Origin of the sequence: Sinorhizobium americanum (assembly GCF_001651855.1) — a bacterium.
Taxonomy (GTDB): Bacteria; Pseudomonadota; Alphaproteobacteria; order Rhizobiales; family Rhizobiaceae; genus Sinorhizobium; species Sinorhizobium americanum.
In genome coordinates this window covers 1-14,583 of the sequence record NZ_LNQC01000034.1, presented here as the reverse complement: position 1 = coordinate 14,583, position 14,583 = coordinate 1, and the positions used below count along the sequence as shown (strand labels likewise).

Below are 14,583 nucleotides of genomic sequence, written 5' to 3'. Positions count from 1 at the left end.
TCAGAACTGGTGTGGAGCAGCGTTGCGGTCTCGCCACCAGTCGGCCCTCTCGTCGGCCACCTCTATTCCACTCACATCTGCGTCCGCCAGCCACTCGCCGACCGTACTGCCGGCGACTTCCAGATCGGCCGCGAAATCGGCGAGAGGCATCAACACGAAACCACGCTCCGTCATACGCGGATGCGGCAACTGCAGCCTGTCACCGGCCACATTCGCCCCTTCGAAGGTCAGGAGATCGATATCGATCGTGCGCGGCCCCCAGCGCTCCTTGCGGACGCGCTTCATCACCCGCTCGATCTCCAGGCAAACTTCAAGAAGGGCCTCCGGATCGAGCGTCGTTTCGACCGCTGCGCAGGCGTTGAAGAACCAATCCTGGTCCGTCTTGCCCCAAGGCGGCGTCCGGTAGAGCCGAGAGACTGCCGTGACACGGCAGTCCGGTCGCTCGTCAAGCGCCAGCAAGGCATCGGCCATGGCGCCGCGCGGATAGCCGATATTGCCACCCAGCCCCAGCGTGGCGCACCGCCACTTCCTATTCGGCGACATGTTCGACCGTGACTTCAACGTAGTCCAGGACGCCCGGGACCGGCGCGTTTGGCTTACGAATGGACACTTTGGCCCGCCGAATCTGCTGGAACCGCGCACACAATGTCTTGGCGACTTCGAGAGCGAGAGCCTCGATCAGGTAGCGCCTGCGCCCCGTCACGATCCTTTCGATCTCGGCAAAGGCGATTCCGTAATGCACCGTGTCGTCGATACAGTCTTCGGCCAGCGCCGTGCCCTGCTCAACCTCGAGTTCGGCATCCACGAAGAAGCGCTGGCCGAGAAATTCCTCCTCGTCGAGCACGCCATGGCGGGCAAAGAAGGCGCAGTTCTTCAGAGTGATCGTGTAGGTCGCAGTCATGGCTTCATGTCCCGTCGGCTGTTCTTTGCGTCGAGCATAGCATCCGCCACCGCCAGTGCATCCCTGTTGATTGCGACATCATGCACCCGAAAGATCGCAGCCCCGGCGATTCTAAGGAGCGCAGTCGTCGCCGCGGTACCGGCGTCGCGATCTTTCGCATCGCGACCGGTAACGGCGCCGATGAAGCGCTTGCGCGATGTGCCGACCAGGAACGGCAGGCCGAACCGATGCAATTCCGCAAATCGCGCCATGAGTTCCAGATTTTCATCCGCGTCCTTCGCGAAGCCGTAACCGGGGTCAAGGACGATCCGGTCGCGTGCGACGCCTGCCTCGGAGGCTATCTCCAGCGAACGGTTCAGAAATTGGAACTGATCCTCGATGACGTCGTCGAGCTTCTGCCGATCGCGCCCCGTATGCATGATGCAAAGCCCGGCGCCCGTCTCGGCGGCGACTTCCGCGATCGCCGGTTCTCGCTGCAGGCCGTGCACGTCGTTGACGATATGGGCGCCGGCTTCGACGGCTAGGCGCGCCGTTTCGGCGCGATAGGTGTCGACCGAAATGATCGCATTGGTCCGGCTGGCCAATGCCTCGATGACCGGCAGAATACGTGACTGCTCCTCGGCCGCATCGACCGGATCCGCATCGGGCCGGGTTGACTCGCCGCCAATGTCCAGGATCGCCGCGCCGTCCTCGATGGCGCGCATCGCCACGTCGACCGCCGCGGCGGCGTCGGCAAACCGGCCACCATCGGAAAAGGAATCCGGCGTCACATTGATGATCGCCATCAGGACACCGCGCGGTCCCAGTTCCAGGGTGCGCCCGTGCGCCAAAGGCCAAATGGATCTTTGGAATGGATCGTAGGTCATCATCTTTGCCCGTTCCGCGGCTTTGAGAGGCGCCATCCCAGGTCGGCAATGCGGAAGAGCCGGTGCGTTTGAAAGCAAAGGGTTAGCACGATTCTTTCACGCAGCTGTAGATTTGTCGAATTCGGAATGCGCCGATTTTGTGTTGCGCTTGACCCGGCTATGCCCCAAGCTTGCGCCAACTTCAATCCACGAGTGCCGACCAATGTTCCGAGTTCGCAATCCGCTGAGAGCCGCCCTGATCGCATTTCTCGTCGGCCTTCCGATTGGCCACGCCTCGGGCGAGACCTTGATCAGCAAAACCGTCACCTATTTCTCGATCGGCGGACGGACGGCGGCAGAACTCGACAAGGCCCTTGCCGCCAGCGGCCCGCTGATGAAGAACACCGGCACGCGCCACCCCGGCGCCACACGAATCAAATTCGGCGGCACGATAACCTATGTCAGCCGCGGCGAACGCTGTGCGGTCGGCACGGCGCGCGTAACGCTCAGCACGAGCATCATCCTGCCGCGCTGGAAGTATCGCCGGCAGGCGGGCCGCGATCTCGCTCTCGTCTGGGATACGCTGGCGGCCGACATCAAGCGTCATGAAGAGCGCCATGCCGAGATCGCGCGCAATCACGCCCGTCACATGGAGCGGGCGTTTCTCCGGCTGAAGCCGGAGGCAGATTGCGATCATATGCAGGCTCGGGTGGCTGAGGTGAGTGCCGCGGAAGTCGCAAACCACGACAAGGACCAGGCGCGCTTTGACCGCACGGAGGCCGCGAACTTCGACCGCCGCATGATCCGGCTGCTGCAATACAGGCTGGATTCACTGAAGAAGACAGAGCGCTAAGCGTTTTGCAGTCGGGTGAAACCACCTGAGATGCCGCCACAGGAACAATCAGATGAAGCGGCGGTGCGAGTTCGCCGCGGCCCACCAGCCAGACGCCGGCGAGAGCCGATTACTCGGCGCCTGCCATCCATTCGCGGAATGCCAGGTTCGCCTTCGCGCCGATCGCCGTGAACGGCTGAGGCGGCAGGGCTTTGGGTGCGTCAAAACGTCGATAGATCTCGGTTAGTTCGGAGCTGTCACCCAGCACCAACTCCGCGGCCGCTATGCCGGAAGCCGTTGCTTTCGAAGCGCCAACGCCATTGCATCCGCAGGCGGCAAATACACCACGCTCGATCTCGCCGAACGCCGGCACCGCGTTCCAGGTCACCGCCATCGCGCCGGCCCAGCGATACTCCATGCGGATGTCGCCAAGGTTGGGGAAACGCGTCCCGAATTTGCGGTCATGCAGGGCGCCTGCCCGTTTGAGCGATCCTTCGCCGACCACCTGGCCGGCGTGGTAGGTGTAGCGCGAGCGAATGAGGATGCGATCGCCACCTTGCCCCGGAATGCGGCGGACCGACGTGCCCATCGGCAGAGCCGGCGTCGCCGCCCATTTTCTGTCGCCGGGCAAACGGCTGGGATCGAACTCCTGCGTCATCGAGGCGTAGGTGAATATGTGCAGGAGACGCCCTTTGAAGAAGCCGAAGCTCTCTGCATGTCCGTTGTTGGCCAGGATGATCTTGTCGCAGCGGATCGACCCCTGAGGCGTCTTTACCAGCCATCCTTGCCGCATGCTCTCAAACGCGATCGCCGGCGTTCTCTCATACACTGCGATTGGGTGACGGAGGGAGTCGGCGACACCGCGTATGTACGCAGCAGGCTGGACGATGACGGTGCCTGGGGTAAACAGAGCGGACGTATAGGAATGCGCACCTGTCACCTCCGAAATCTCGCGTGCGTCCAGCAAGCGGTGCTTTTCGCCCAGCTTGGCGAGCTGCGCCGCATAGGTGACCAGGTGTTGGTCACCTTCATCGGTGATGGCGACGCTATACCGGCCGCATGGATCGAAGATGTCGTGGCTCCATCCTTGCTCCGCGGCAATGGCGCTCGCCAGCCCGATCGCCCTGCGACCGATGAAAATCGCCTCCTTGCTGTTGCTCATGGAGTCGCCGCCGTAATCGTCGGAGGAGACTTCGTGGGGCAAGTCAATGATGAAGCCGGAGTTTCGCCCGGCGGCGCCTTCGCCCACGACGCCAGCTTCGAGAAGCGCGACCCGAATGCTGGGATCGATTTCTGATATTCGCCGTGCCGCAGAGAGCCCGGCAAAGCCGGCGCCGATCACGACGACATCGGCGGTGACTGAGCCCTCGAGCCTTGGCTTTTCGCTCCGAGGCGGAAGCATAGCGACCCAGGCCGAAACGCCCGTGTGTTTCGGCAGTTTCGACGCCACGAACACCCTTTTCGCATTCGCGCCCACTCGCTCAGGCTTCCCGCGCGACGAGATCGCCGAGAGCGGCCCGCAGAACTTCGATCCGGTCGCCAGACAAGCCTCTCAGCGGCTTGCGGGGACTGCCCGCTCCATAGCCGGTCAGTTCGGCGGCCGCGTAGACCGATTGAACATAATCCCCTTCCCAAAGCAGCGACATGACAGGCTCGAGCGCGGACCAGATTTCTCGCGCTTCTTCCCATTTTTTGGCCGACGCCGCCGCCACCAGGGCGAGGCAGGTGCGCGGAGCAAAGTTTGCGCCGCCCCAGATGAGGCCGCTGCAGCCGGCGTAGAGCGCATAGGGCACGAGCGAGTCGGCACCGTTCATCACGGGAAGTCCCGTGCGGATGAGCGCTGCCTGCTTCCCGAGATCGCCGCTGCTGTCCTTGACGGTGCAGAAATTCGGAATCTCGCAAAGCTCCTTCAGCAGCGACGGGGTGACCGCGACGCCGACCGCCTGCGGCACGTTGTAGCCGATGACCGGCAGTCCCGCTTGCGCGACTTCGGCATAGAAATCGAGGATGCCGCGATCGTCTGTAGGGCCCTCGAAGAAAGGAGGCAGAACCATGACCCCGTCGGCCCCGTAATCAGCGGCGTGCCGAGTGCGTTCGACGACGTCGTCAGAGAGAAGGGCAGACGTCTGCGCAATGATCTTCGCGCGGCCGCCGATGATCTTCGAGCCGCGCTCGACGAGCTCCTTCGATTCTTCCTTTGAAAGGTAGACATGCATGCCGGTGCCGGAGCTGAGGACGAAGCCGGGAACGCCGAGCGCCAAGTAGCGTTCGATGTTTCGCTCAAATCTGGCGAAATCAATGCGCCCTTGCGCATCGAACGGCGTCGCGATTGCGAGGTTCAGTCCGGGAAACGGGAAATTCGTCATCTTAAAGCTCCTTAAAGCTCCGCAGCTTCGGCGCCGGAAAGGTCCCGCGCTGGTTAATACGCTTTGAGGGCCGGAGGCGCTCAGATTTGAAATGGCATGTCCAACCCTTCCGGGGTCGCGTACATCGCCATGTTGCGGCGCGACAGGTCGATGTGGGCAAGGGTAATATCGCCGGCTTCAACCGCATCCCGTCGCTCAAGCGCATCAATGATTGCGTCGTGCTGGTTGGCGGCTGTTTCCAGGTCGTCCTGCATCTGCTTGTTGTTGGGATGCTGGTAGAAGATCTTGCCGATGCGGGCGTGATCGATCAGGCAACGTCTCAGGCTTGGCAGCAGGTAGGCGTTGTGAGCCATCTCTCCAATCTGCTGATGGAATTGGTCATTGAAGAATACGCGCCCTTCGACATCGAGGTCGTTTATCGCAGCGCGAAACCGCTTCTGCGTTCTCTTCAATTCTTCGAGATCTCCGGGCGTGCCGTTTTCCGCAGCGAGCTTCGCCGCCGCGACGTAAACCATCGGCGCGAACAGAAAATAGGCACGCAGAGACTGATAACTCAACGCGGTGACGCGCGCAGGCCGGTTCGCCTCGAGTTCTATGTAACCCTCCCCGGCCATCTGCCGCATCAATTCACGGACCGGCGGTCGGGAGAGACCGAATTCTTCGCTCAGCGCCACCTCGTCGAGCACGGATCCCGGCGCGACCTGCATTGTGAGAATGCGCCTGCGAAGCGCGTTTCCGAGGGTGGCCTTCCTGTCGGGTGTGGCTCCGGCTGGATCGGCACCATTGTCTGGCTTGTTGCTCATTCCTACGCCTCCATACTACAATAGGTAGACATTAGGTAGGCTGACGTCAACCTTATTATTCTATAATAGACAGGACACTGCGTGCGATCGGACCCGGGGCCGGCCACTCTGACGAGAATCCCCGCTCATCCTGCGTGAAAATCAACCTCAGCGGCAGTCTCCTTGAAGCGACCGCATTCTCTGTCCTCACTCGGGCAGCGAATGGAACCCGTGCCATTGCCTCAGCCACTCGAGCCCAGAATGTCGCGAAGTGTTGCGAGCGGCAAAGCTTCGTCGTCGGCCCAGCGGCATGAGGGAGATGAAGTGATCGGGAGCAAGTCACGGTTTTTTGGACCGGCCTCGGCCCTGTCCACCTGCCGCGTCGGCACCATTTCCACGGAGACACCCAAAGAACAGCATGATTTATGCCTGCACGCTCTCGGGCACGCGAGGGCGAAAACCCACAGTATTTTATTGGTGGATTCTAACGATAGCCGCCAGTAAACGACTCAGCTATATTAATATCATGAAACGAGTGGCAGAACTGAAGTTCAACCGCTCGACGGTATGGCCGGTTATTTTCAAATCGACAGTAAAAAGTCGCATTTGGATCGTTGATTAAGTGCTGAAATAGGGTTCGCTTCATTGCTGCCGGGTGACTGAGACAGACCTGCGCGATGAGGCAAAACAGGTTCTCCTGGCGTGTCTCGGTGCAGCAGGTGCTCCCTCCCTCATCTGTATGCGATACGCCCCCCTTGCCTCGCTCGTCGTTGTGACCAGCGAGGCATTTTTTTCGACATCTTCGTGAAGGATAGAAATGGCTCTAATTTAGGCTTGGCGCTCGGGCACGTGTACGATCAGCCCGTCAAGCGCCTCGCTCATCTTGATCTGACAGGAGAGCCGCGAGGTCGGCCTGACGTCATAGGCAAAATCCAGCATGTCTTCTTCCATGGCTTCCGGAGCGCCGACGGCCGCAGACCAGGCGTCGTCGACATAGACATGACAGGTTGCGCAGGCACAGGCGCCCCCGCACTCGGCCTCGATGCCGGGCACGGAATTGCGCACCGCATTCTCCATGACCGTGGAGCCGTTTTCGACATCGAGGTCGTGGCGCGTGCCGTCAAAGGCTACGATCGTAAGTTTTGTCATTTCTCTTTCCGGAATGAATGGATGGGATCCGCCCGCGAGCACCAGCCGCCGCGGCAGGCGCGGCCAGCCTGAATTCAGGGCCGTTTCTTCCAACAAATCGACCGGCCAGTCAACACGAGCCGATGCCCGGTTGCGGGACCTTCCCGAAAAACGGCAATGATCGCGCATTAAAGTCGCGGATCAGCGGCACAGCCTGAGGATGAAAAGCTCGGCTTCGAGCACGGCTGCGCCGAGTGCGGCGCGCAGGGTCCAGTCGGCGGGCCGCTGCTCTATGGCAGTGGCGGCGCGAGCCACACGCATTGCCCCGACCGCAAGTGCCGCCCCCTTCAATCGATGCGCCGACTGGCCGCATGCGTCGGCATCCGCGTCGTTGATCTCGGCCATTGTTTGCCGCGCCTGGCGGGCAAAAAGCTGAAGCACCTCGATCTCGAGGCTCTTGTTCCCCATCGTTTGGCCGGACAGATGCACAAAATCGATCGGCGGCTTTCCGGGAGGAGACGCGTTTGCCGGATTGTCCGGCGTTTCGAAAGCGACCTTGAGTGCCGACATGAGCCGATTTCCTTAATTGACGATGCATCCCATGCTATTTGACAATGCATCGGGCAACCGCACCGTTTTCAGACATGCATCATCCGGCAGGTGCGCTGCCATCGGCTTAATGCCATGGCGCTCACGGCGGAAATCTGGCGGCATGGTTAATGTTTGCTAAACAGGCTGATTCCCTTGGCTTTTCGGACCGCGGCATCGGCGGCCCGTTAACAATTCATTAGGATTCTAACGAATGCGGATTGCGCTTAATTGTAAGAACCGGGCTAATGTGTCACTACGATACGATTAGGAACAGGTCTGCATATGAAAGTGGCAACTGTTCTGGTGGATAAGCTGCGCGCCCGGTGTCCTGAGACGAGAGCTGCGGTTATTCCATCGAGGCGATGCAATGGTGACCAGTGGCGTATAGCGCAGATGTCTTGCGCGTAGCTTGCGGGTGACCGCCCTGGTTGAGGGAGTCTATTGGTCCGGTATCGGGCCCAATGAGGCGGCCATGAGCGGGCAATAGTAGTGAGGCGTATCCCTATGGCGACGAAGAAGAGCAACGAGTCGATCGACGAAAAGGCCTTCCAGGCTCTGGAAGCTGCCCTGAAGATCGATTTTGACGACCTGAAGTCGGCCTTGAACGACAAGAATTCCTTGGATGATCCGGAGGAAAAGGTGTCCGAGCCCAGCAAGAAGGCTGCCGCGTCCGAGCATAAGCGCACCATGAAGGACCAACCGGAAACACAGAAGGCACGGACGAGTGAGGCGTCTCGCAACCTTGCGCCGGAGCCCGCCCCGAAACAGCCGGCGCTTTCCCCGGCCAATGACGATACCCGCAGATCGCCTGCGGCAATGCTCCGCTCCCTCGAAGTCCGATCCAGCCGCGCGGCGATCCGCGTTGCGGCGCTGATCTCGTTTGTGTGGGCGCTTGCCGGGATAGCAATCGGCCACCTCCTCTATGCACCCCAAATCTGGCAAATACGCTCGCTCGGCGATCTCGCAGCCACGCCCGGCGCGATCGGCATCATGATCGGCATCGCCTTGCCGATCATGCTCTTCTTCTCCTTTGCGATCATGATTGCGCGCGCTCAGGAACTGCGCAATGCGGCCCGCTCGATGGCCGAGGTCGCCCTGCGGCTGGCCGAACCGGAAACGGCGGCGGCCGACCGCGTTATGGCCGTCGGCCAGGCCGTTCGGCGCGAAGTGTCGGCCATGAACGAAGGCATCGAGCGCACCATTGCGCGGGCCACCGAGCTGGAGGCGCTTGTCCATTCCGAAGTCAGTGCGCTTGAGCGCAGCTACAGCGAAAACGAACTGCGTGTTCGCACCCTCGTCCAGGAACTGGGGCTGGAGCGCGAAGCCATTGTCGGCCATTCCGAGCGGATCCGCTCTGCGATCGCCGGCGCCCACGGCAAGCTGAAGGACGACCTGGAGCTCGCAAGCGAAGATATCGCCTCTCGTATCGCCCTATCGGGCGAAGCCTTTGCTTCGCTGATCGACACGCGGGCCGCAGCTCTCAGCGAAAAATCCGATCATGCGCTGCAAAGCCTCGGCAGCATGCTGGATACTCGCACGGATGCGCTGCTTTCCGGGCTGACGAATGCCGGCGTGACACTCAGCAAAGAGTTCGATGTCCGCCTCGATGCGCTTAGCGAGAACCTGACGAAGCGCGGCGAGCACTTGCTCAGCCAATTCGAAACCCGTGCCTCGACGCTCGATGCGAATACCGAGAAGCTGAACAACGCCCTTAACGAGCGCGCCCGCCAACTCAACGAAACTCTGATCGCGCGGACCCGCGATCTCAACGAGAGCTTGAATGTCGGCCAGCACGCGATTGCCGGCGGCCTCGAGGACATGCTTTCCTCGCTCAACGCGGCCCTGGACGAGAAGGGCGCGAGTTTCCGCCAGAGCCTCAAGACGAGCGCCGACGATGCGATCATGGACCTGGACCTGCGCGGCGGCTTCTTCGAAGAGAAGCTGCAGACGACCGTCGGGCATCTGGCGACCGCCTTCGACGAACGCTTCCACGAATTCGCCAGCGCCTTCGACAAGCGGGCGAGCCTGCTCGATAGCAAGTTGATGGAGAGCCTGCACAGGATCAACGAAACCGTATCCGGCGGCTCGGATGCGATCGGCACCGCCCTGGACAGCAGCGTCGAGAAGATCAGTTCGGCGCTCTCGGATCAGTCGCTGACGCTCGCCACCGCGCTTGGCGCAACGCAGGATTTCATCGAAGAGACGATCGGCAGCCGTACCTCGGAGCTCAGCAATCTCATCGGCGATGCGCACAGCCGCATCGATGGCGTGCTCTCCGAAAAAACCAGTTCGCTGATGGGCGCTCTGACGGAAGCACAGGAGCGGATCGAAGGCGGCTTCGGCCAGCGCGCCGATGCGCTCGCCAACGCGCTGACGACGAGCGAGCAGCGCCTGACCGAAGGCCTGGATTCCCGGACTTCGGCCTTCATCGACGGCTTGCAATCTGCCCATACGCGCATCGAGCAGACGCTCACGGGCTCCACCGACGAGATCACCAGCGCGATTGCCGCAAGCCAGCATCGGCTGGACAACACGCTTTCGGAGCGCACTGCCGCGCTTTCAGCCGCCCTCACCTCCGGCGCGAGCGCGCTCGAAGACGCCGTCGGCGGCACGGCCGACCGGCTGGAGCGCGTTCTCTCCGAACGTGGCCAGACGATCTCCTCAGCCCTCATGAGCCAGACGACAACGCTGGAAGGCGTCTTGTCGGAGCGCAGTGAGGCGATCTCCGCGGCGCTCACCAGTCAGACGACGACACTGGAAGGGGTGCTGTCGGAACGCAGCCAGGCGATCACCGACACGCTCGCCAGCCAGACGGCCGCCCTCGACGGCGTGCTCTCCGAGCGCGCCGCGCAAATCAACACGACCATGTCGACACGCGCGACTGAAATGGCCGACACGCTCAGCCGTCATGCCGAAGACGTCGCCGACAACCTCACCTTCCGCGCGATGGCCGTCGCCGAAACGATGACCGACCGGGTCGGCGAGATCGAGAACAAGCTTTCGCAGAGCGTCTCCGAAGTCGCCGAAAATCTTGGCGGCCGCGTCAGCCAGATCGCCGATACCCTCACCGATACGAGTGCGCGGATCGCCGAGGATCTCAGCAGCCGCGTCGGGAAGATTTCGGACTCGCTGGCGGGAACCAGCGCCGAGATCGCCGAGGCGCTTACCGCCCGCACCACCGAAGCAACGGCGTCGCTCGCCGGCAGAGCGACCGAGATCGAGCAGACGCTCTCCGGCAAGGCCGACCATCTGCGCGAGACACTGACGACGACGCACGAGCAGATCCGCTCGACGCTCGACGACCGCATCAAGGCGATCAACCTCGCCGTCGGCCAGGGTCGCGACCAGCTGGAAGAGCTCCTTTCCGACCAATCGATGGCGATGGCGACGACGCTGGCGACGAGCGCCAGCATGCTCGAAATGTCGCTCGAGGAGCGGCAGGCCTCGATCGCCGGCGCGCTGGAGCGCGGCACCGAAGCGCTCTCCGCCCGAACATCGGAAGCAACTGCGTCGCTTGCCGGCAAGGCGGCCGAGATCGACCAGGCGCTCTCCGGCAAGACCGCACAGCTGCGCTCGACGCTCGACGAGCAGGTCGATAGGATCAACCTTGCCGTCGGCCAGGGCCGCGAACGGTTGGAAGAGCTGCTGTCCGACCAGTCAATGGCCATTGCAACGACGCTGGCGACGAGCGCCAGCATGCTCGAAATGTCGCTCGAAGAACGGCAGAACTCGATCGCCGGCGCAATTGATCGCGGTACCGAGGCGCTCGATGCCCGCATGCGCTCGACGACCGGCAACATTGCCGAGCGCCTCGCCGAGACGGCGGATCAGATCAGCCTCGCGGCCGACACTCTGACAAATCGCGTCGATATTTCGCTCAACGGCATCAACAGCCGTCTCGACGAAACCGGCACAAGGATCGAATCGAGCTTCGCATCGCTCGAAGACCGAATTCGCGGCGGCGTCAGCAGCGTCAGCGCGATTGTCGACGATACCGGTGGCCGCATCGAAACGACACTCGGCTCCCTCGAATATCGTGTCCGCGACAGCGTTAGCACCGTCAGCGCCGTCGTCGACGACACCGGCGGTCGCATCGAAACGACGCTCGGCTCCCTCGAGAATCGCATCCGCGATAGCGTCGAAACCGTCAGCACTATTGTCGACGATACCGGCGGCCGCATTGAGACGACGCTTGGTTCTCTCGAAAATCGCATCCGCGACAGCGTCGGCAGCGTGAACGCCATCGTCGACACTGCCGGACAGCGGATCACGGAAAGCCTCGCCGAGCGCGCTGGCGAAATCGACAGGATCAGCGAGACCGCGGCGGCCCGTATCACCACCGCCATGGACGACGGAACCGGCCGGATCGCCTCCGCGATGGAGGCCGGTGCGGGCCGCATCGAGGAGCGCCTCGGGACGATGGACCGCGCCCTCACCATCGGTCTCGAAAACGTCAATCGGACGATCGAAGGCAAGGCGGCGGCGCTCGTCACGAGCCTGCGCGGCGCCGTCAGCGATGCCGCCCAGGAGATCGACGCGGAGGCGGCGCGCTCGACAGAGCTGCTCTCTAAGGCCGGTGCTGATTTCGCCAGAGCCTTGGCTGCCCGCAACGCCGAATTCGCGAATTCGATCGAATCGACTGCCTCGGCGACGGCGACCCGCCATGCCGACCTTGCCCGGATAGTCACGGAGGCCGCCGACTCCGCCTCGGCCCGGCTCGCCTCGACCAGGGATCAGATCGCCAGCCATACGGCGAGCATCCAGCAGAGCCTGACGGAGGCGGAGAAAGCGCTTGATGCACGCGGCCAGTCGATCCGCAGCACACTCGACGACAGCACCCGCGAATTGAATTCCATGCTCGCGGGCCGCTCGCTCGAACTCACCCGTCTTCTCGACGAGCAGGCGCGTCCGGTCATCGAGCAATACGCGGCCACGGGCAAGGAAGCCGCCGGACGCATCGCCGCCCTCACCCAGGAAAGCGCCGACCGACTGCGTGCGGAGAACGCCGCCCTCGTCAACGCCATCACGGAGCGGACCAGCGAGACGCTCGATGCAATCTCGCTGCGGGCGGAGGAAACCGCCAAGGCGATGAAGATGGTCGAGAACCGCCTGCAGTCGACTGCCATGGGGCTGATCGACCAGCTCTCGATCAACAATTCCGCCATCGCATCGGTCATCGAACAGGCGACCGGCAGCCTCGGGGACATGGACCAGCGCCTGGAGGCAGCCGCAGCGAAGGTTTCGGAATCCACACGGCATGCGTCCGACATGCTGTCCAGTTCCACCCGCCTCATCGAAGGCCGCGTCGACAAGCTCTCGGATATCGCCTCATCGACGCTCTCGCAGATCGGCGGCATCGTTGGCCGCTTCGAGGATCACTCCAAGGTGCTCGGCCAGGCCTCCAATCTGCTGGCCGCCGCCCAGTCGAACCTCGTCAGCACGCTCGAAGAGCGCCAGGACGCCCTGCGTACGCTTTCGGTTGGTCTTGTCCAGCGTTCGGAGGAGATCGAGCGCACCATGCGCGCGCTCGAGGGCTTCGTCGACGGCGCCTTCCAACGCGCCGAAGAACGCTCCGGCCAGGTCGCCGGCAACCTACGCAATGGCATCCAGTCGTCCTTCGCCGATGTCGGCCGGCTTCTGTCGAACACCGAGCAACGTGCCGCGGAAGCGGCCGAGGCGATGCGCAACACTCTTGCCGAGGCAGGCGGTGAAGCTGCAGCCTCCGTGGAGGGTGTGTTCGCCCACGCCGAAGAGCGGTCGCGCCAGATCGCCGAGACGCTGCGCTCCGGCGTCGAAACCTCGATCGCCGGTGCGAACGAGACGCTGTCCGAGATCGAGGGCCGTGCTGTCACCGCCTCCGAGGCGCTGCGTCAGGCCGTCGCCAAGGCCGGCGACGAGGCGAGCCAGGCGCTCGAAGGTGCCTTCTCCAGTGCCGAACAGCGCGCCAAGGACGCGGCTTCCCGCCTGCGCGGCAGCATCGGGGCTTCGGTCTCCGACGTCGAGCGGATGCTGGCTGAAAGCGGCAAGAAGTCGGATGGCGTTGCCACACAACTGCGCGAGGCCGTGCGCCAGGCGATCGACGAAGCGATCAACCGCTTCAGCGGCGCGACCGACGACATCCGCCGCTCCGCCGGCGAGATCCGCAAGGAACTCGACATGACCCGCGAGGAGCTGAAGCGCGGCGCCTTCGACCTGCCGGAAGAGGCCAAGGAGAATGCAGCTGTGATGCGGCGTGCCGTCGCCGAGCAGATCAAGGCGCTGCAGGAGCTCTCCGAAATCATCGGCAAGTCTTCGACGCATCTCGAGGTTGCCCAGCCGATGCGCCAGCAGCCGGCGCTGGCAGCGCCCGTCCCTGTTGCTCAGGCATCCGTCGCACCGCAGCAGCCCGTGGTGCAGCAACAGCCGGCAATCCAGCAACAGCCGGCGGTCCAGCAGCCTGCCGCGCCGACCCCTGCGCTGCGGGGCAGCCTGGGTCTCGAGCAGGCGACGCGTCCGTTGCAGCCCGCCCGTCCGTCGGCGGCCGAAGAGCGCGTCGAGGAAGGTGGCGGCTGGATGCGCGACCTGCTGCGCGCCGCCTCCCGCGAGGAAGAGCCGCAGCCCGCGCGTCCTCGGCCGGCCGAGGGCCAGCCCGTGGCCCGCGCCGGAGACAGCCGCAATCCGCGTCACGTGGTGGAATCGCTGAACTCACTCTCGGTCGACATCGCCCGGGCGATCGACCACGACGCATCGGTCGAGCTGTGGCGCCGCTACCAGCGTGGCGAGCGGGATGTCTTCACCCGCAGGCTCTATACGCTGAAGGGGCAACAGACCTTCGACGAGATCAAGCGCAAGTATGATCGCGAACCCGAGTTCCGCACCGCCGTCGACCGCTACATCGCCGATTTCGAAAAGCTGCTTGCAGACGTCGCGCGCAACGATCCAGACAAGCGCATCACCCAGACTTACCTGACGTCCGATACCGGCAAGGTCTATACGATGCTCGCCCACGCCGCCGGACGCTTCAGCTGAAGCTCTGCCTTAGACTGAATCGGAAGATCATCAGGGCCCCGTCGCAAGGCGGGGCCTTCTCTTTTTGGGCTGGGTCTGTCAAGCAAAGGACATCCTCTCCGCGCCTACAAGGCGCGGCGTCGGTCGTTGT

At 63.0% G+C, this 14,583-nt stretch carries 10 protein-coding genes; 2 read left to right on the top strand and 8 right to left on the bottom strand.

The window, feature by feature from the left end; all coding sequences use genetic code 11:
• The 3 genes from folK to folP are packed head-to-tail and all read right to left on the bottom strand — an operon-like array spanning position 1 to position 1,767.
• The gene (gene folK / locus ATC00_RS01870; RefSeq protein WP_037386015.1) at positions 1-543 is read right to left on the bottom strand and encodes a 2-amino-4-hydroxy-6-hydroxymethyldihydropteridine diphosphokinase; all 543 of its coding nucleotides are present in this window, start codon (positions 541-543) and stop codon (positions 1-3) included.
• A complete protein-coding gene (gene folB, locus ATC00_RS01865; protein ID WP_037386017.1) occupies positions 530-901 on the bottom strand; it encodes a dihydroneopterin aldolase in 372 nt (123 codons plus the stop codon). Before folB ends, folK begins: the two co-directional genes overlap by 14 nt.
• Positions 898-1,767, bottom strand: coding sequence for a dihydropteroate synthase (gene folP, locus ATC00_RS01860; RefSeq protein ID WP_064251814.1), 870 nt, complete (start codon positions 1,765-1,767; stop codon positions 898-900). The genes folB and folP overlap by 4 nt, the downstream gene beginning before the upstream one ends.
• Positions 1,768-1,969: 202 nt before the next feature.
• Here folP and ATC00_RS01855 point away from each other — a divergent pair, with 202 nt between their 5' ends.
• Complete coding sequence (locus ATC00_RS01855) at positions 1,970-2,599, top strand: DUF922 domain-containing Zn-dependent protease (RefSeq protein WP_037386023.1); 630 nt, start codon at positions 1,970-1,972, stop codon at positions 2,597-2,599.
• Between the two features lie 109 nt (positions 2,600-2,708).
• Here the strand turns inward: ATC00_RS01855 and ATC00_RS01850 are convergent, their stop codons facing one another.
• The 5 genes from ATC00_RS01850 to ATC00_RS01830 all read right to left on the bottom strand — a co-directional run bounded on the left by ATC00_RS01850 (position 2,709) and on the right by ATC00_RS01830 (position 7,424).
• A complete protein-coding gene (locus ATC00_RS01850) occupies positions 2,709-4,055 on the bottom strand; it encodes an NAD(P)/FAD-dependent oxidoreductase (protein WP_064251790.1) in 1,347 nt (448 codons plus the stop codon).
• A gap of 4 nt (positions 4,056-4,059) precedes the next feature.
• Complete coding sequence (locus ATC00_RS01845; RefSeq protein WP_064251789.1) at positions 4,060-4,944, bottom strand: dihydrodipicolinate synthase family protein; 885 nt, start codon at positions 4,942-4,944, stop codon at positions 4,060-4,062.
• 80 nt (positions 4,945-5,024) lie between these two features.
• Positions 5,025-5,747 (bottom strand): GntR family transcriptional regulator, encoded by a 723-nt coding sequence (locus ATC00_RS01840; RefSeq protein WP_064251788.1) that lies wholly within the window; start codon positions 5,745-5,747, stop codon positions 5,025-5,027.
• Positions 5,748-6,554: 807 nt separating this feature from the next.
• Positions 6,555-6,875: a 2Fe-2S iron-sulfur cluster-binding protein gene (locus ATC00_RS01835; protein WP_037386040.1), complete on the bottom strand. Its 321-nt coding sequence runs from the start codon at positions 6,873-6,875 to the stop codon at positions 6,555-6,557.
• Between the two features lie 180 nt (positions 6,876-7,055).
• Positions 7,056-7,424 carry an Hpt domain-containing protein gene (locus tag ATC00_RS01830; RefSeq protein WP_064251787.1) on the bottom strand — a complete coding sequence of 123 codons (369 nt, stop codon included), beginning with the start codon at positions 7,422-7,424 and terminating at the stop codon, positions 7,056-7,058.
• Positions 7,425-7,949: 525 nt separating this feature from the next.
• Between ATC00_RS01830 and ATC00_RS01825 the strand changes: the two genes are divergently transcribed.
• Entirely contained in the window at positions 7,950-14,453 is a 6,504-nt protein-coding gene (locus tag ATC00_RS01825; RefSeq protein WP_064251786.1) for an apolipoprotein A-IV repeat region-like domain-containing protein, read from the top strand.
• The last annotated feature ends 130 nt before the right edge of the window (positions 14,454-14,583 follow it).